This window comes from Verrucomicrobiota bacterium (assembly GCA_016871495.1).
Taxonomy (GTDB): domain Bacteria; phylum Verrucomicrobiota; class Verrucomicrobiia; order Limisphaerales; family VHDF01; genus VHDF01.
This window is the reverse complement of the sequence record VHDF01000053.1, coordinates 1-16,551: the sequence shown is the minus strand read 5'-3', so window position 1 is coordinate 16,551 and position 16,551 is coordinate 1. Positions and strand designations below refer to the sequence as shown.

Below are 16,551 nucleotides of genomic sequence, written 5' to 3'. Positions count from 1 at the left end.
TCTGTAGTGTGGCGCAGGCTGCCTAGCCTGCCGTATCGCCGACTGCCAGTCGGCCCGGCGGGTGAAGAACGAGGCCCTTCCATGCTCTCCACACGCCAGGTTCCCTTCGTCGCCCCGCAGGCTCAGACATCCTGACCTGGGGTGGAATCAGGATGTCTGAGGCTAGGAAATGGGGCGTATTGGATACGAAGTGGCATTTAAAATGCGAGCTTTAAGTCGTTGCAAGGGTGTGTGCTCGAATCATGACCGAGCCGTCATCGGCGCGGCCATGATGCGGGAAAGGTCCCGTGTATCCCGATGTTGTTGGTAGGGCGGGCCTGTCCCAGCCCGCCGCCCACGGGATGCAAAACATCATGCTCCGGCGGCGCGCCGGGACGGACGCGCCCTACCTGCATCACCGGCAACATCGGGATGCACCGAAAGATCATCGCCTCCAAATCGAGACGTTGACAAAGCCGTGGTGCTTCGGGATCTTTTCATTCTTTGGCTGCATCCGTAGCTCAATTGGATAGAGCATCTGACTACGGATCAGAAGGTTTCAGGTTCAACTCCTGACGGATGCGCCATCTGAGCCAAGATGCGGCTCCATGCCAGCCCAGGCCAAGGTTCCAGTGGAGCATGCAGAAACGTGCCTGTTCTTGGTCCAATAATTGCTTAATCGAACTTCCGGCCTGGTAGCTATGCCGACATACGACTACACCTGTTCCAAATGTGGACATTCCTTTGAATTCCAACAATCCATCAGTGAGGCAGCGTTGACGCAATGCCCGAAATCCATTTGCCCCAAACGCGTCTGGGGACGGGGAGCCGTCAAACGGGGCGTCGGCGGGGGAACCGGTCTCATCTTCAAAGGGTCCGGCTTTTACATCACCGATTACCGCAGCGAAGGTTACAAGAGCGCCGCCAAGAAGGATAAAGAAGCGTCGGGCGGGGGCGCGAAGACGGACTCCGGTTCGGGAGGCGCCAAAACCTCCACCACGCCTTCGACCGGGACGGCCAGTTCCGGTGGAACCTCGAAGTCCGAGAAAAAGTGAGATTTCCTGGGGGCCTGCACTCCGCCTTCTTATTCCAATGCGCTTTCAAGATGAGCTTAAGTCGCGCAGGATATTTCGTTGCAGGCAAGGCGCGAGGAAGGAGCATATCCAAAGGATCTGTGACTGAAGAGCAACGCCGCCTGCGACGGAAAAGACCAGCGAATTAAGCTCATCTTGAAAGCAAGTTGGAACTAACGCCATGAAAGCCCAACCGAGACGAATCGGGGTAATGCTGGGGATAACCGGTTTCGGAGTGTTCTTACTGGCGGGCTATTTCGCCGTCCAAATCACCGCCAAGGTCGATTTGGTGGGCGTCGAACTGCCCGATGCTTTCGACGCCAAAGAGGCCAGGCGCAAGCTGGAGGTTCTCGAGTCGGCCCGCAAAGAGACTCAAGTGGGGTATGTTCGACTCAGCGAAGCCGAGATCAATTCCCACCTGAGCAAGCATTACGACGTCTATGATGGCAAAGGGATCAAGACCAACGATCGCAAGTTGGTCCCGGGCCAGTGGAACCTACGCAAGGCGCGGATCGATCTCCGCAGCGAGAATTTTTCGTTTTATACCTGGCACGTTTATCCCATCGGCGGGAAGTCCATCGAGGTGGTCTGGGAGCGGATCGGGCATCTCGACCGGTCCGATAAACAGTGGCGTCCACAGATCGAATTCACGCGGATCGGGCGTCAAAGCATCCCGGCTTGGATGTTGCCCCGCGTGCAGGCGGTCCTCGAACCTGGCGATGAAGTTCTCAAAAAGGAATTGGATTTCCTGGCCGGCGTGCCCGCGATCGAATTGCGCAACAACGATCTGACCCGGCGCACTGAGGTGCGCCTTTACACCTACGCCGAAACGAATGTGATTGCGAAAGCATCGGCGCCCCGATGATTTCCAGGAAAGCCCTCGCGCCGAAACGATGCGGATCCATTACCGTTTCCAGCAAAAAACTTCGCCGGGCCGGGGTGCGGGATGCTGCGTAAATTCACCATCAAGTTAGTCGGGAGGTTGAAGGAAGATTGTGAGGGGCAACGCCCCCGGGGAGAGAAGAAACGGAGTCGCAGCTTCCGTTCTGCTCTCCCCGACCCAGCTCCCGCAGCAAGGAGTCGGACGGCGTGGCGAAAATCCCGGAACCATTCGAGCCTTGGGCTCGGAACAGCGTGGCATTTCCGATACAATGTCCCTTATCGGTCGGAGGGTCGCCGGACTTAAGGAACCGTGCAACAATCAACAATTACTGCCGGTTTTCTCGCTTGTTCTTTTGACCTGGAGCGTCGTTGCACTTCGGTCACAGGCCCATGGCCAAGGCATGCTCCCTCAGTGCGCCTCGCTCCACGTCAAAATCCCAGCGCGGGAAAATCGGAATTCATTGTTGCACGGTTCCTAAGCACGGGGAATCTGTCGCCGGTGCATCGAGAGGTTGTCGTGGTCACGCAGACAGCCCTGTCTGCTGTGGCGCAGGCGGCCCAGCCTGCGGGGCGACGAGGGAGCATACCCGCCAGCGGTCTATGACCGAGGAGCAACAACGCCAGAACCGCCAAAGCGGCGCAACCCTTCGGCCGGGATTGACGGCGGAAGAAGAGGCCCGTTACCTTGAGGACCTCAGCACCTCCGTATTATGAAAACTCTTATTCCCATCGCCCTCGCGTCCCTCGTTTTATCACTCGCCGGCTTCACCGAAATGCAAGCACAGGCGGCCAAGAAAGTCTTGGTGGTCACGGTGACCAAAGGCTTCAGGCACAGCTCCATTCCGACCGCGGAAAAGGTGCTTTCCATGATCGCGCAGCAGAGCAAGGCCTTCGAGGTTGATTTCGCGCGCAACGACCAGGAACTGGCCGATAAGATGACGGTCGAGAAACTGAACCAATACGACGGGTTCATTTTCGCCAATACCACCGGCGAACTGCCTTTGCCGGACAAGGCCGCGTTCCTGAAGGCCATCCAGAGCGGCAAAGCTTTCATCGGGATGCACTCGGCCAGCGACACCTTCCATGGTCCGGGTCCCGGGGTTGACCCTTACATTCAGATGTTGGGCGGGGAGTTTTTGACGCACGGGGCTCAGGTCGGCGTGGAGTGCCTGGTGCAGGATCCCAAACATCCCGCCAGCAAGGGACTAGGCGAATCGTATTGCATCCAGCAGGAGGAAATCTACCTGCTCAAAAACTACGATGGCACCAAAGTTCGCGAGTTGCTGGTGCTCGATAAACACCCCAACAAGAAGACCCAGTTTGGGCGTTTTCCCGTGGCTTGGTGCAAAAGCCAGGGAGCGGGCAAAGTTTTCTACACATCCCTCGGCCACCGCGAAGACGTTTGGGAGAATAAACTCTACCAAAACCACATTCTCGGCGGCATCAAGTGGGCTCTGGGACTCGAACCCGGGGAATCCACTTCCCTTACCAAGTAGAGGGTGAGCGCCCTCCGCTGGAACCTGCCAAGAGCCGCCGGGGGGCGCGCTTTCCACCCGGTGCCTCGACGGGTGGTCTGCGATGCGCGCTTGGAGTGCCGGGGTGCGGCGTTTACGCCTGTTCCGTCATGCGTTACCGCGTCGCGGACGTTCGTCGGCCAGCACTTAAACCGGATATTTCATACTGAGCTTGAATCCGCGACAGTACGCCGCGTGAGGCCACGCGGCCTACAATCGCGACTGCCTCCGTGTTTGTAGGCCCGGTGTCCTCACCGGGCGTCCCGTGCATGAAATAGGCGGGTTAAACCTTGAACCATCAAACGGCAGTTGAACGTGGTGAAGATTTGCAAAGGCCTCAGCGGTGCATCCAGAGGTTGTCGGTGACCGGGTTGTCGTGGTCACGCAGACAGCCCTGTCTGCTGTTTCGCAGGCTGCCCAGCCTGCGGGGTGACGAAGGGAACCCGTGTGCTGTTCATGAATTGGGTGGGCATTTGTTGCGCCGCTTTGACGTTTCCGGCTAGGCGCGACGAGGGAGCATGCCCTGGCCATGGGCCTGTGACCGAAGTGCAACGACGCTCCAGGTCAAAAGAACAAGCGAGAAAACCGAAAGTAATGGTTGCACGGTTCCTGAGGAAAGGCCTCGTTCTTCACCCGCCGGGCCGACGGGCCGTCGGCGATACGGCAGGCTGGGCAGCCTGCGCCACACCGCAGACCCCTTCGGGATGCACCGTTTCCACTCCATCCCCAACAAAAGCGTAGGCAAGCGGCGCAAAGCGGTTTAGTCTGCGCTGTCACCATGAAACACCGTTATCGCATCGTCCTTCTGTCTTTGTTGATCTCTGTTCTGGCCGGAACAGGCTGCGGCAAAAGCCCTGAAAATGCGGCTTCCGGCAGCGGAGCCTCGGGAGGCGGCAAGAAGAAAAAGATCGCTTACGTCACCAACGGGGTGGATCCCTTCTGGAACACCGCCCAAGCCGGCGTGCGTGCCGCCGAAAAGGAGTTCGGCATCGAATGCGAAGTCCTGATGCCCCCGAAGGGGATCGCGGACCAGAAACGCATGGTGGAAGGGCTCCTGGCGCGGGGCATCGATGGCATCGCCATCAGCCCGATCGACGCCAAGAATCAAGTGGCCCTCATCGACGAAGTTTCCGCCCGCTGCCCTGTCATCACTCACGATAGCGACGCCCCCGGGAGCAAGCGCGTCTGCTTTGTGGGGATGGACAACTACAAAGCAGGCCGTGCCGCGGGCAAGCTCGTGAAAGAGGCCCTGCCTCAAGGGGGCAAAATCATGTTGTTCGTGGGGCGGCTTGAGCAGCTCAACGCCCAGCAGCGCCGGCAAGGGGTCATGGACGAAGTGCTCGGACGCCCCATGCAGGCATTGGACAAAATCGTTTATGATCCTCCCGGGCAAGCGCAGTCGGCCGCCTCCTACATCATCTTGGACACGCGGACGGACAATTTCGATTATTCGCGAGCGAAATCCAACGCGCAGGATGCCATGGCGAGCACGCCGGATCTGGCCTGCATGGTCGGTCTTTTCGCCTACAACGCCCCCCAATGCCTGGGAGCGGTGAAAGAAGCGGGCAAGCTGAATCAAATCAAGATTGTCAGCTTCGATGAAGCCAATGAGGTATTGCAAGGCATCCTCGACGGTCACGTGCATGGCACCATCAGCCAGCAGCCCTATTACTACGGGTATCACTCCGTCCGCATCCTCAAGTCGCTGGTCCAGGGTGACCGATCCGTCCTCCCGCCGGGAGGATTCCTGGAAGTGCCCATTGTCGAGGTTCGCAAGGCCAATGTGGAAAAGTTCTGGTCCGACCTGAAACAAATGCAGGCGGCTGGCAAGTAGGACTCCGCGCGTGTCAGCCCCGCTGCTCGAAGTTCGTTCCGTCTCCAAGCGGTTCCCCGGAGTCAAAGCCCTCACCCAAGTCCATTTGCGCGTCGATCGGGGCGAGGTGGTGGCCGTCATCGGCGAGAATGGCGCCGGCAAGAGCACACTCATGAAGATCCTCGCCGGCGTGCAGCCGCCGGACGAGGGCGAAATCTGGGTGGAGGGATCGCCGGTTTCGATGGCGGGTGTGCGCGAAGCCGAAGGTCTGGGCATCGTGCTCATCCACCAGGAACTCAACCTCTGTGACAATCTGGATGTGGCCTCCAGCCTTTTCCTTGGAAGGGAACCGCGCCGTTTTGGCTTCGTCTTGCGCCGCCAAATGGAAGATCGGGCCAGGATTCCGATGCGCCGGGTCGGTCTGGAATGCAGTCCGCGCACGCGGATGGACACCTTGTCCTTGGGCCGGCAACAGATGGTGGAAATCGCGCGCGCCCTCAGCGCCGAAGCGCGATTGCTGATCATGGATGAACCGACGTCCAGTTTGAGCCAGGGCGAAACCGAAAAGTTATACCAGGTGATCAAGGAACTTCGAAGCAGCGGCGTCAGCATTGTCTATATCAGCCATCGCCTGGGCGAGGTGAAGGAACTGGCCGATCGGGTGGTGGTGCTTCGCGACGGGCGAAACGCGGGAGCCTTGAACCACGCAGAGATCAACCACGACGCCATGGTCCGATTGATGGTCGGACGCGACCTGAAACCCTCGCATCGTCAGACTCCTGTGACCGGCGACTCCGAAGGCACGGGATTTGAGGTCCGGGAATTGCGGTCGAAAGCGCATGCTCGTCATCGCGTCAGCTTTCAGTTGCGCCCTGGTGAGATCGTGGGGCTGGCGGGTTTGGTGGGCTCGGGACGGACGGAACTCCTGCGCGCTTTGTTTGGCATTGATGTTTCGGCGGGTGGCGAGGTGTTTCTGAACGGGATCCGCCTGGACATTCGATCCCCTCAGGACGCAATCCGCCACGGACTGGCGCTCGTCCCAGAAGATCGGAAGGCGCAGGGTGTGATTTTGGAAATGGCGGTAGAGGACAACACGATCCTGGCCGGATTGGATCGCATGGCGAGGATGGGATGGCGTCGTCCGGCTGAAGAGCGGGATTGCGCCGGGGAGCAGGTTGAAAAGTTGAAGATCAAGACACCGCATTTGGGGCAATGGGTGCAGTACCTTTCGGGCGGGAACCAGCAGAAGGTCGTCTTGGCGAAATGGCTGGCCTTGAAACCCAAGGTGTTGTTGCTGGACGAACCGACCCGCGGCATTGACGTGGGCGCGAAGCAGGAGATCTACCGGTTGATGGGCGAACTGGCGGCGGGCGGGGTGATGATTCTTTTCGCTAGCAGCGAGATGGAGGAAATCCTGCGCATGAGCGACCGGGTGCTCGTCATGCATCAAGGGCGCCTGGCGGGCGCGTTGGGGGCGGACACCATGGGCGAGGAAGCGATCATGAAACTGGCCACGGGCCACGCGTCAGCATGAGAAAAGTATTCGGCATCACCGGGCTCTTGCTCGTGGTTTTCACGGCCACAGCGCTGCAAAAGCCGCAATTCGTCAGCGCGTACAATTTGCAGAACCTGATCCATTGGACCGCGCTCTTTGGCATCATCAGCATTGGGGCGGCGTTCGTGATTATGACGGGGGGGATCGATCTTTCCATCGGATCTGTCATCGGCTTGGTGGGGTCGTTGCTGGCGTGGTTGTTGACTCAGCGGGGATGGAGTGTGCCGGGAACCGTGGCGGCGTCGATGACGGTGGCGGTGGCCATCGGCTTTGCCCATGGTTTGCTGATCACCAAGGTGCGGCTGCAGCCCTTCGTGGTGACGCTGTGCGGGCTGCTCCTTTATCGTGGCATCGCGCGTTATGTCACGAAGGACGAGAGCCTGGGGTTTGGCAACACGTTCGAGGGCTTGCGCCAACTCGCCACGGGGAAAATCGCGCTGACCTCCCAATTCTCATTGACGATGCCGGTCATGATCCTCGCGGTGATCGCGGTGGTGGCGGCGGTGGTCTTGAATCGCGCTGTGTGGGGACGGCACCTGATGGCGGTCGGGCGGAACGAGACCGCAGCTCGATTCAGCGGCATCAACACGGACGCGGTGAAGATCGCGGCCTACGTCATCTGCGCTACCCTGGCGGGAGTCGGCGGGGTGCTATTCTCGCTGGATTTGAATTCGGTGCAGCCTTCCGGTCTGGGCGAATTCTACGAGCTTTATGCCATCGCCGCCGCCGTTCTGGGCGGATGCAGTCTGCGGGGAGGGGAGGGAACCATCATCGGGGTGATTGTGGGCACGGCCGTCATGCGGGTGCTTTACAATGCCATCAACATTTTGGAAATCCCTACCCACGTTGAATTTGCGATCATTGGAGCGGTGATTCTGGCGGGGGTCACCACCGATGAAGTGGTGAAGCGAATCGCGGACCGGCGCCGGGCGCTGCGGGAGGCGATGGAGTAACTTCTGGTTCTGCACTTCTCCTGAAACAACCCGGCCTCGGAGGTTGACACCCGCAAGGGCATTTGGTCTAACCGAGCGAACCATGAGCTCCTTCAATCGATTTCATTCGGGACGTTTCTGGATGGTGGTTTTCCTCCTTAGTCTGGGATGTGCGTTTGGGCATGCTCAACCCGCTGAGGTGAAAGCGCCTGGGTTGGAGGAAAGGCTGGCCAAATTGGAGGCGGCCGCCAGCGCGGTCTCGCCCATCAACACGGGTGACAATGCCTGGATGCTGGTCAGTTCCGCCTTGGTCCTGATGATGACAGCGCCCGGGCTGGCCCTTTTTTACGGGGGCTTGGTGCGGCGGAAGAACGTGCTGGCCACCATGATGCACAGCATGTTCCTCATGGCCTTGATGTCGGCGGTTTGGGCCGTGCTGGGATACGGCCTGGCTTTTGGAGAGGGGACGGCTTTCTTCGGCAAGCCGGGCTCCTACTTTTTGTTGAACGGGGTGGGAGGCCAGCCCAACTCGGACTACGCGGCCACGATTCCGCACCAGTCCTTCATGCTTTTCCAAATGATGTTCGCCATCATCACTCCGGGCTTGATCACGGGCGCGTTTGCCGAACGGATGAAGTTCGGAGCCTACGCCCTGTTCTCGATCCTTTGGTTGCTGATCGTGTATTGCCCGCTCGCCCACATGGTTTGGGGGAAGGGCGGATACTTCAATTGGGCCTTGGGCGGGAAGATTCCAGTCCTGGATTTCGCGGGCGGCCTGGTGGTCCACATCAGCTCGGGCGTCGCCGCGCTGGTGTGTGCGATCGTCATGGGCAAGCGCAAGGGTTATCCTCACGAACCCATGCCGCCCCACAACGTCATTTTGAGTTTGATCGGTACGGGTTTGCTGTGGGTGGGGTGGTTTGGGTTCAACGCAGGCTCCGCCCTGGGCGCGGGCGAACTCGCCACGAGGGCTTTCGCAGCCACTCACTTTTCGGCCGTGGCGGGCGCGCTGAGCTGGAGTGCCATCGAATGGGGTTTGAAAGGGAAGCCCAGTGTGCTCGGCGCCGCCTCAGGCATGGTTGCGGGGTTGGCCACCATCACGCCGGCTTCCGGATTTGTGACGATCCCTTCCGCCCTTTTGATCGGTTTGGCAGGCGGGGCGGTTTGTTACTTTTCAGTCACCAAACTGAAATCGAAATTCCATTACGACGATTCGCTGGATGTATTCGGGGTTCACGGCATGGGCAGCCTCATCGGCATGATCGGGTGCGGCCTGTTTGCCAGCCAGGAAGTAAATCCCCTCATCAAGGAAACTTTCAAAGTGGACGGCAAAGCCGTTGAAATTACCGGAGGTATGGGCCAACTCCTCAACCAGTGCATCGGAATCGGAACCACCGTCGTTCTCTCCGCCGTGGGCACGTGGATCATCCTCAAGATCGTTCAGGCTGTCGTGGGACTGCGCGTGACCGACGAGGAGGAGTACCTCGGACTGGATTTGACCCAGCATGGCGAAAAATCGCATAATGACTAGCCCAGCCGGCGATCGTCGCTGAGCGTTTCGACTGCATAAACCATCCCGTATCGAACCCCATGAAAAAGATCGAAGCCATCATCAAACCTTTCAAATTGAATGACGTGAAGGAGGCTTTGCAGGAAGTCGACGTCCAAGGCATGACGGTCACTGAGGTCAAAGGATTCGGAAGGCAAAAAGGCCATACCGAGATCTACCGAGGCAGCGAGTACACCGTCGATTTCCTGCCCAAGGTCAAACTGGAATTGGTCATCGCCGACCACCAAGTCGACGTCGCCGTGCAAGCGATCATCAAGGCCGCAAAAACCGGCAAGATTGGCGACGGCAAGGTCTTCGTCTCTTCCGTGGAAGAAGTCATCCGGATCCGCACCGAAGAAAAGGGAGAAAAAGCTGTCTAAGCGCGTCCGCGCACCCCGACGCCCCGATCGCGTCATTCGAGAAGCCCGACGGACAAGACGACTCTCCGGATTGGGCCTCCTGGCGAAGTCCCCTGGTCCCGGAGCGATCCGTGAATAAAGGAGGCCGGCGGAGCGTCCCTACCCCGTATTCAATCCGTTCGTCCGGCGTCAAAAACCACTCTGGGTAGCCGTGCGGTCGAGGATGGGTCCGCGGTTGCTTGGACGTTGTGGAAGGCGCTTCAGACTCCCTCCGGAGCGCGGCGTTGGGACGAGTTCAAATTGAAGCTGCCCTTGATCGGACCGGTCTTTCGCTCCGCGGCGCTGGGCCGGTTCGCCCGCACGCTGGGCACACTGGCGCGCAGCGGCGTGTCGTTGCTGCCCGCCCTCCAAATCGTCGAAAACACCTTGGGCAACCGGGCCCTCGCCGAAAGCGTCGCCCAAGTCGCCGAGGAAACGCGCGGCGGCGATTCCCTGGCCGGTCCCCTGCGCAAATTTGGCGTGTTTCCGAAAACCGCCATTCAGATGATCAGCGTGGGCGAGGAGGCGGGAAAACTCGACGAGATGCTGCTCAAAGTCGCGGAAATCGAAGAGCGGCACATGCGCGCCCGCACCAAAACCCTCATCTCGCTGCTGGCCCCGGCGCTCATTCTGATCGTGGGCGCCCTGGTTGGATTCATGGTCATCGCCCTTTTGCTGCCCATTTTCAAAATGAGCCGGTCCATTCAATAACCCTTGCCAAGCCTATGCCCAACTCCCCCAACGCGGTCTCGCAAATCGCATCGCCCGAACGGTCCCCCTCCCTGCGTTCACGCGGCGCTTTTACCCTGATTGAAATCATGGTCGTGGTCGTGATTCTGGGCATCCTGGCCGCCACCATCATTCCCCAGTTCATGGGCACCACCCAGGATGCCAAAATCAGCAGCGCGAAGACCCAAGTCGGTGTCCTTGCCAATGCCGTGGCACGGTTCCAAATCCACATGGACCGCTATCCCACCTCCGAGGAAGGGTTGAGAGTGCTGGTCACGGCCCCGGCAGGAGACAGCAAAAGCTGGCGGGGGCCGTATGTCCAGGAACTGCGGGACGATCCCTGGGGCAACCCCTATGCCTACAGACGGCCCGGAGTGAAGCATCCGACGAGTTTTGATTTATGGTCCAAAGGCGCCGACGGAGCGGACGGTGGGGAAGGAGAGGCGGCGGACATCGGGAACTGGCAATCGACCCCGGCCTCCACGAAATGAACGGAAGGAGGCCCCAACCGGTCACGCGGTGCCCCGCCGCTCCAGGGTTCACTCTGATCGAACTCATGGTGGTGATCGGACTTTTGGGGATCCTCTCCGTCATGATCATTCCCGAGATGAGGGGCTCGATGCAGGAAGCGGCGCTACGATCGGCGGGACGTGAAATGGTGGACGCGCTGGGATTGGCGCGCAGCCAGGCGATCGCGACGCTCCGCATTCACCGCGTTCGGTGGGTCGAGGAGGAGAATCGCTACCTGATCGAGGGAGAAACCGAACGCGACTCGGGCAGTCGCGATTCTGATTTTGCGGCCCGGCCCGAACTGCTGGGGGCTCAGGGCGCGCTCGATCATCGAGTGAAACTGCGCCTGCGGCTGGAACCGTCGGCGGAGCCAGCTCCTTCAACACCTCGCGAAGCCCAGCCTTCCGACTCCCAAAGCGTGGCCTTCTATCCCGACGGCACCGCCGACAGCGCGGAAATGCTGCTCGAGGATCGCGACGGATTTCGCTTGGTTCTGACCGTCCTCAGCGCCACGGCGCGCGTGAAATGGCAGGATCTCGGACGCCCATGAAGCTTGCACGAGCATCCGCGGGTTTTTCCCTCCTCGAAGTGACGGTGGCCGTGCTGATTCTGGGATTCGCGTTCGCCGGATTCACCCAGGCGATGAACACTTCGCTGCTTTCGAACAAGGATTCGGAATTACTCGCCGCCGCGTCGCATCTCGCCGCTTCCCAAGTGGAACTGCTCCGCGCCGAGCCGTTCTTCAGCAACGGCACCACCGAGGGCCTTGGCACCGGACGACTCTCCCATTACAAGTGGAGGCAAACCGTCAGCGGCACCCCCCTCGCGGGACTGCACGACGTCGCGATCGTGGTCGAACATGCCACCGAAGGTCAGCCCCTGTTTGAACTCCGCACCTATCTCTTTCAGCAACCATCAGACTCCACCGATCCCGGAGCGAATCGGAAAGAAGCCGAGTCCAAAGAGAAACGGAGGCGGCGATGAACCTTTCCAGGACGGCCAGAACTTGTCCCTCGCGGCGGCAAGGATTCACCCTGATCGAATTGGTGATCAGTTCGGCCCTGATGGCCATCATTCTCGGCAGCGCTTATGTCTGTCTCAACGCGGGCATGGCCACCCGCAAGATCGTCGAGCCGCGCACGGACATGATTCAAAGCGCGCGGACCGCCCTGGCGCTGATGAGCGCCGATCTGAAAGCGGCCTGCGCGATGTCCAAAGGACCTCCCTTCCTCGGCACGGATCTGATGCTCGAGACGATCGAGATGGACCGCCTTGATTTCGCCACGCACCATTTTTCGCCCCGGAAACCCCAGGAGGGTGATTTCTGCGAGATGAGTTATTTCCTGGAGAGAACCCCGGGATCGCAAGGTTACACGTTGTGGCGGCGGCGCAGCGCCGACCTCGCAATGGACCTCTGCAAACGACGCGCGAACTCCTCATGATCCGCGGCATCACTCCGGAATTGCTCTACGGGGAATCCTCGGTTCCACGACGGTTGATTTCCCGGAATTCCCAAGCCGCGCCGCAAAGCACCGCCGTGGCATGGGAGCCCTTCCTCACCGTTCATTCTGGGGTTTCCGACGTGGACGCCTCGAGCCAGACCCGCGTCAATCTGCAAACGGCCAGCGAACGCGATCTCACCGCCATCCAGGGCATCACCGAGTCCATCGCCCGGGCCATCGTCGCCCACCGCGGGCGCAACACTTTTCAAAGCATCGTGGACCTGTTGGAGGTCCGGGCGCCAGGTTCGGGCGGCTCGGCGAACGCGTCAGGTCCCGCGCTGATCAGCGAAGACTTGTTCCTGGAAATCGCCGATCGCGTCGTGGCCGGGGAAAACGACCAGGGCGGCTCCGGAGCGGGAGAGGTCAATATCAACACGGCGCCTCTGGAGGTTCTGGCTTGCCTGCCTGGACTCGACCGCCAATCGGCTCAGGGTGTTCTGAATCAGCGGAAATCCGGCGGACCCTTTAAAAACATCGCCTGGCTTCTCCGCGTTCCCGGTATCGATCGCGAGAAGTTCAAACAACTCGCGTCGCGAGTCACCGCAAGGTCCGAGACCTTTCGGGTTACGGCGGAAGGAAAAGTCACCGCCAGTGGAGTCCGCCAGCGCGTGCAATGTGTTTTCCGAGTCAATGCGTCCGGCATTTCAACCCTTGCCTATCGCGAAGATGATTTATGATCTCCTGGCGTCATTCACAAGTTGTGGTAGGCGACCTTGGCAACGACTCGCTCCTCCTCTCCCTGAACGGGAAGAATCGAAAGCTCGGGGTCGCGAGGGACGCGTCAGGACGCCTCACCGAGGAGGGCCTGCAGTCATTGCGCGGATCGCTGCGAGAAGCGCTGACAGCCCTGGGGGTGCATACAGGCGCCCGGCTCTGGTGCGCCATCCCGGCGCGAGGCGTTTCCCTCCGCCGAATCACGCTTCCACCCGGCTCGGACGCGGATCTCGCTTCGGTGCTCTCCTTGAAGATCGAATCAGAATTCCCACTGCCTCCCGAAGCTCTGGCTTGGGGTAGCTCGGCTGTTCCGGGCGGACGCGACCATCTCGTGGCCGCGTTGCGCCGGGAATTGCTGGCGGATTTCGACAAGCTTTTCACCGAAGCTGGATTGGCGCCCGCCTACGTGCTGGCCGCCAGTGTCAGGGCGCTTTCCGTTGAACCTCATGTTTCGAAGTTCGCCCTGCTCGATGTCGGAAGCGAGCAATCGGAATGGGTGGTCTTCGAGGACGGTCAGCCCGTCGCCGCCCGCCAGATTGCCTGCGGGGAAACGGAACTGCTTCGCGCCATCGCGACGCCAGCTTCCCTCAGTCAGGCGGAAGCCAAGGAACGCCTGGACCGCGCCGCGGGTCAGAAGGGCGGAGGTGAACAGCCGGTTCTCGACCTGTTGATCCCCGCCCTGGATCCGGTGCTTTCAGTCTTGCGAGGATTGAATCCCGCTCGTCCGATCTACGTCACGCACTCCGCTTCGTGGGCTCCTTTGCTTTGCGCCGCCTTAAACCAGGGCTTGAACGTGCCCGCGTTGTTGCTCCTGGCTCTCATCGCCTCGCCTTGGCTCGAGCCATGGCTCTTCAAGCGGAGTTTGGAGCGCCGCATGCAAGCCTTTCGCGCCGATCGATCCCGCCTGGCCCTGATCGACCGGGAGCATCAATTCCTGCATTACCTCCGCGAGAATCAGCCGACCTTCCAAGAGGCGCTCTATGTCATTGCCCAATCCTCACCCGGTGGCATTCGCCTCAACGGCCTCAACATGAACCGCCGCGGCGAGGTTTCCATCCGCCTCAGCCTTCGCGATGCCCAACAGGTCGGCGCCTTTCGCTCCAAATTGCTCGCCTCCGGCTTTTTCTCCAGCGCGACCATCGAGGAGCAATCGTTGATTCAAGGACAACAAATGCTCAACGTCCGCATGACGGCGCAATGGAAACCCCTGGCCGAACGCGAGGCTCTCAACTTGAGCCCGCCCGCCTCGGAACTCGAAAAGTTTCTTCCCAAAACGAACAGCCCCGCCACGAACGCCCCCGCGAAAACCACGGACGGCGCCACCAACCCGCCCGCCGCCGGTCCCCAAAAAGCCTAGCCCATGAGTGGATTGTCCTCTCGAGACCAAAAAACGATTCGCTACGCCGCGATCGGCATCGTCCTCTACCTCGCCCTGTTTTGGGGATTCAAGAGCTCTGGCGGACTACGAGCGACTGCGCCAGGATGCCGAGAATCTCCGACGCGAGATTCTTCCGTATGAAGCGAAGGCGGAGCAATTGGCGAAGTGGATGGAAACAACCAGGATCGACCCCGCCAAATTGAATTCCGCGACCCTGGCCGCCGATGCGAGCGACGCCATCCAGAACACGGCGCGCGGCGGCGGCATCGTTTTCACCATGGTGCGCGAAACCGTCAGCCGGGGGAGTGAACGCGAGTTGGCCACGTTCCTTTTCGAGGGATCCGGACAAGTTCCCGCGATCCTGATGTTCATGGAGAATTTGAAAACACTGGGCTTCCCGCTCGTGATCGACTCGGTGCAGTTCTCGGCGGATCCCATGCGCGGGGGAACCAAAGTCTCCATGACAGTCGTGCTCCTCAATTTCGAAAAATGGCCCGTGGAAGGAGGTCCCCGTGCTTGACTCTCTTCCTCGGATCCTGCGCGCCGCCACCCTGGTCCTGGCCGTTTTGCTCCTCGGACAACTGGCTCGCATCAGCCTCCGTTCGAATCCGCTCGCGGGAATCACGATTCCCAAGGTGCCCACCCTGGCAGATGACAAAAGTGCCACCAACGCCACGGCAAACCCCACTGCCGGGTCCGGCGTAACCCCGCAAGCCAAACCCGTCGCTTCCCTCCAAACCACCCACTCAGCGTCCACGTCGAATGCGGCCAACACTCTTGCCGGAACCCACACCGCCTCCACCCATTCAAACACCCCAACCCCCGCACAGACGAACCTGGTCTTGGCAAAGGTGGCTTCGACGAACACGGCCACCAACCCCATTCCCTTGACCGAGACCAACGCCCGCGCTGGTTCCACGACCCATACCGCCTCCACCTCGTCCAACGCGGCCCCCACCGCCGCGAAACCCGCGGTGCACCCAGGTCCGCCTCCAGGTTTTCCGGGCGGTCCCATGATGGGAAGGGGCCGCGGCGCAGGCGGACCGCCCAGCATGACCCATTTCCCCCCTGTGGTGCAGGCCCGGCTCGACAAAGTCGTTCAGAGCGAAATTCTCGGACCGGTGTCACGCCCGCTCCCGATGGCTTTGCTCGGCGTCGCGGAAGATCAAGCCCTCTTGCGCACCGCCACCGGCCAGACGGGATTCTTCAAGGAGGGAGCCATGCTTGGAGAGGTGAAATTGCTCAAGGTCGGCACAAACCGGGTGCTCATCGAGCACGAAAAGCAAACCAAGGAATTGACGATTTTTTCCGGCTTCGGAAGCGAAAGCCTCATGCCCAAAAAAACGGAGACCCTACCATGACCCCCCCACTCCCTCCCGATCTTTCTTTCCCGACTGGCTTCGGATGGTGTCCCTCGCCGCCCTGCTCTCCGTCTCGCTCGGCCTCCCGGCCCAGAATCCTCCTCCCCCCCGCCATGAGCACCGCCCTCCACCCAACCGCCCGCGCAGGGAACGAACTCGCCGCCCGACGGCGTCCAGGTCAGCTTTCAAGGCGCCGACATCAACATGATTGTGCAGTGGCTCGCCGAACAAACCGGCAAGAGCGTCATCAAACACCCGCAGGCCAACTGCCAGATCACCATCGTCAGCAGCAAGAAAACGAGCAAACGCGACGCCATCAATCTGGTCTATCGCGCGCTCTCGCTGGAAGGTTTCAATATCATCGCATCCAGCCAGTCCCTGCTCATCGTCCCGGAAGGCAAGGAACCCAAACTGAGTCCCGAATTGCTGGACGCCTCGCGCAGCGATATTCCCATCGGACGCCAGCGCCTGGTGAAAATCGTCCAGCTCCAACACGTGCAGCCGGCCGAGATGAAGGAAAAACTCAAACCGGTTCTCTCGGAAAAAGGCGTCGCCGAAGTCAACGAGCGCCTCAAACAAATCATCATCACCGATTTCACGGAAAATATTAATATCGCGACCGAGATGATCAAAAGCCTCGACAACCACCAGACCGGCGACCT

18 protein-coding genes and 1 tRNA gene are annotated in these 16,551 nt (G+C 60.2%); all 19 read left to right on the top strand.

Features of this window, described 5'->3' with window-relative positions; all coding sequences use genetic code 11:
• Positions 1 to 489 precede the first annotated feature (489 nt).
• Positions 490 to 566 (top strand) — tRNA-Arg (locus FJ404_12445).
• A gap of 114 nt (positions 567 to 680) precedes the next feature.
• Entirely contained in the window at positions 681 to 1,034 is a 354-nt protein-coding gene (locus FJ404_12440; GenBank protein ID MBM3823674.1) for a zinc ribbon domain-containing protein, read from the top strand.
• A 199-nt stretch (positions 1,035 to 1,233) separates the two neighbouring features.
• A complete protein-coding gene (locus FJ404_12435) occupies positions 1,234 to 1,917 on the top strand; it encodes a hypothetical protein (GenBank protein ID MBM3823673.1) in 684 nt (227 codons plus the stop codon).
• 727 nt (positions 1,918 to 2,644) lie between these two features.
• Positions 2,645 to 3,430 (top strand): ThuA domain-containing protein, encoded by a 786-nt coding sequence (locus tag FJ404_12430; GenBank protein ID MBM3823672.1) that lies wholly within the window; start codon positions 2,645 to 2,647, stop codon positions 3,428 to 3,430.
• Between the two features lie 796 nt (positions 3,431 to 4,226).
• Positions 4,227 to 5,282 (top strand): substrate-binding domain-containing protein, encoded by a 1,056-nt coding sequence (locus FJ404_12425; GenBank protein MBM3823671.1) that lies wholly within the window; start codon positions 4,227 to 4,229, stop codon positions 5,280 to 5,282.
• Positions 5,283 to 5,292: 10 nt separating this feature from the next.
• Positions 5,293 to 6,795: a sugar ABC transporter ATP-binding protein gene (locus tag FJ404_12420; protein MBM3823670.1), complete on the top strand. Its 1,503-nt coding sequence runs from the start codon at positions 5,293 to 5,295 to the stop codon at positions 6,793 to 6,795.
• Entirely contained in the window at positions 6,792 to 7,769 is a 978-nt protein-coding gene (locus FJ404_12415) for an ABC transporter permease (GenBank protein ID MBM3823669.1), read from the top strand. Before FJ404_12420 ends, FJ404_12415 begins: the two co-directional genes overlap by 4 nt.
• A 121-nt stretch (positions 7,770 to 7,890) precedes the next feature.
• Positions 7,891 to 9,279 carry an ammonium transporter gene (locus FJ404_12410; protein MBM3823668.1) on the top strand — a complete coding sequence of 463 codons (1,389 nt, stop codon included), beginning with the start codon at positions 7,891 to 7,893 and terminating at the stop codon, positions 9,277 to 9,279.
• 59 nt (positions 9,280 to 9,338) lie between these two features.
• Positions 9,339 to 9,677 (top strand): P-II family nitrogen regulator, encoded by a 339-nt coding sequence (locus FJ404_12405; protein ID MBM3823667.1) that lies wholly within the window; start codon positions 9,339 to 9,341, stop codon positions 9,675 to 9,677.
• A 114-nt stretch (positions 9,678 to 9,791) separates the two neighbouring features.
• Positions 9,792 to 10,406 carry a hypothetical protein gene (locus FJ404_12400; protein MBM3823666.1) on the top strand — a complete coding sequence of 205 codons (615 nt, stop codon included), beginning with the start codon at positions 9,792 to 9,794 and terminating at the stop codon, positions 10,404 to 10,406.
• Positions 10,407 to 10,420: 14 nt separating this feature from the next.
• Positions 10,421 to 10,915 (top strand): type II secretion system protein GspG, encoded by a 495-nt coding sequence (gspG, locus tag FJ404_12395; protein ID MBM3823665.1) that lies wholly within the window; start codon positions 10,421 to 10,423, stop codon positions 10,913 to 10,915.
• Positions 10,825 to 11,484: a type II secretion system protein GspH gene (gene gspH / locus FJ404_12390; protein MBM3823664.1), complete on the top strand. Its 660-nt coding sequence runs from the start codon at positions 10,825 to 10,827 to the stop codon at positions 11,482 to 11,484. Before gspG ends, gspH begins: the two co-directional genes overlap by 91 nt.
• Positions 11,481 to 11,918: a prepilin-type N-terminal cleavage/methylation domain-containing protein gene (locus tag FJ404_12385; protein ID MBM3823663.1), complete on the top strand. Its 438-nt coding sequence runs from the start codon at positions 11,481 to 11,483 to the stop codon at positions 11,916 to 11,918. The genes gspH and FJ404_12385 overlap by 4 nt, the downstream gene beginning before the upstream one ends.
• Positions 11,915 to 12,376, top strand: coding sequence for a prepilin-type N-terminal cleavage/methylation domain-containing protein (locus tag FJ404_12380; protein MBM3823662.1), 462 nt, complete (start codon positions 11,915 to 11,917; stop codon positions 12,374 to 12,376). The genes FJ404_12385 and FJ404_12380 overlap by 4 nt, the downstream gene beginning before the upstream one ends.
• Positions 12,373 to 13,113, top strand: a complete 741-nt coding sequence (locus tag FJ404_12375; GenBank protein ID MBM3823661.1) for a hypothetical protein — start codon at positions 12,373 to 12,375, stop codon at positions 13,111 to 13,113. The genes FJ404_12380 and FJ404_12375 overlap by 4 nt, the downstream gene beginning before the upstream one ends.
• The gene (locus FJ404_12370; GenBank protein ID MBM3823660.1) at positions 13,110 to 14,507 is read left to right on the top strand and encodes a hypothetical protein; all 1,398 of its coding nucleotides are present in this window, start codon (positions 13,110 to 13,112) and stop codon (positions 14,505 to 14,507) included. The genes FJ404_12375 and FJ404_12370 overlap by 4 nt, the downstream gene beginning before the upstream one ends.
• A 190-nt stretch (positions 14,508 to 14,697) precedes the next feature.
• Positions 14,698 to 15,048: a hypothetical protein gene (locus FJ404_12365; protein MBM3823659.1), complete on the top strand. Its 351-nt coding sequence runs from the start codon at positions 14,698 to 14,700 to the stop codon at positions 15,046 to 15,048.
• Positions 15,041 to 15,889: a hypothetical protein gene (locus tag FJ404_12360; GenBank protein ID MBM3823658.1), complete on the top strand. Its 849-nt coding sequence runs from the start codon at positions 15,041 to 15,043 to the stop codon at positions 15,887 to 15,889. Before FJ404_12365 ends, FJ404_12360 begins: the two co-directional genes overlap by 8 nt.
• Positions 15,890 to 16,093: 204 nt before the next feature.
• On the top strand, positions 16,094 to 16,551 hold a 458-nt coding region (locus tag FJ404_12355; protein ID MBM3823657.1), incomplete at its 3' end, for a hypothetical protein.

Excerpts from the sequence above, each read along its gene's own strand:
- FJ404_12440 (MBM3823674.1), top strand. The coding sequence starts at position 681 with ATGCCGACATACGACTACACCTGTTCCAAATGTGGACATTCCTTTGAA.
- FJ404_12435 (MBM3823673.1), top strand. The coding sequence starts at position 1,234 with ATGAAAGCCCAACCGAGACGAATCGGGGTAATGCTGGGGATAACCGGT.
- FJ404_12430 (MBM3823672.1), top strand. The coding sequence starts at position 2,645 with ATGAAAACTCTTATTCCCATCGCCCTCGCGTCCCTCGTTTTATCACTC.
- FJ404_12425 (MBM3823671.1), top strand. The coding sequence starts at position 4,227 with ATGAAACACCGTTATCGCATCGTCCTTCTGTCTTTGTTGATCTCTGTT.
- FJ404_12415 (MBM3823669.1), top strand. The coding sequence starts at position 6,792 with ATGAGAAAAGTATTCGGCATCACCGGGCTCTTGCTCGTGGTTTTCACG.
- FJ404_12410 (MBM3823668.1), top strand. The coding sequence starts at position 7,891 with ATGGTGGTTTTCCTCCTTAGTCTGGGATGTGCGTTTGGGCATGCTCAA.
- FJ404_12405 (MBM3823667.1), top strand. The coding sequence starts at position 9,339 with ATGAAAAAGATCGAAGCCATCATCAAACCTTTCAAATTGAATGACGTG.
- gspG (MBM3823665.1), top strand. The coding sequence starts at position 10,421 with ATGCCCAACTCCCCCAACGCGGTCTCGCAAATCGCATCGCCCGAACGG.
- gspH (MBM3823664.1), top strand. The coding sequence starts at position 10,825 with ATGGTCCAAAGGCGCCGACGGAGCGGACGGTGGGGAAGGAGAGGCGGC.
- FJ404_12385 (MBM3823663.1), top strand. The coding sequence starts at position 11,481 with ATGAAGCTTGCACGAGCATCCGCGGGTTTTTCCCTCCTCGAAGTGACG.
- FJ404_12380 (MBM3823662.1), top strand. The coding sequence starts at position 11,915 with ATGAACCTTTCCAGGACGGCCAGAACTTGTCCCTCGCGGCGGCAAGGA.
- FJ404_12375 (MBM3823661.1), top strand. The coding sequence starts at position 12,373 with ATGATCCGCGGCATCACTCCGGAATTGCTCTACGGGGAATCCTCGGTT.
- FJ404_12370 (MBM3823660.1), top strand. The coding sequence starts at position 13,110 with ATGATCTCCTGGCGTCATTCACAAGTTGTGGTAGGCGACCTTGGCAAC.
- FJ404_12365 (MBM3823659.1), top strand. The coding sequence starts at position 14,698 with ATGGAAACAACCAGGATCGACCCCGCCAAATTGAATTCCGCGACCCTG.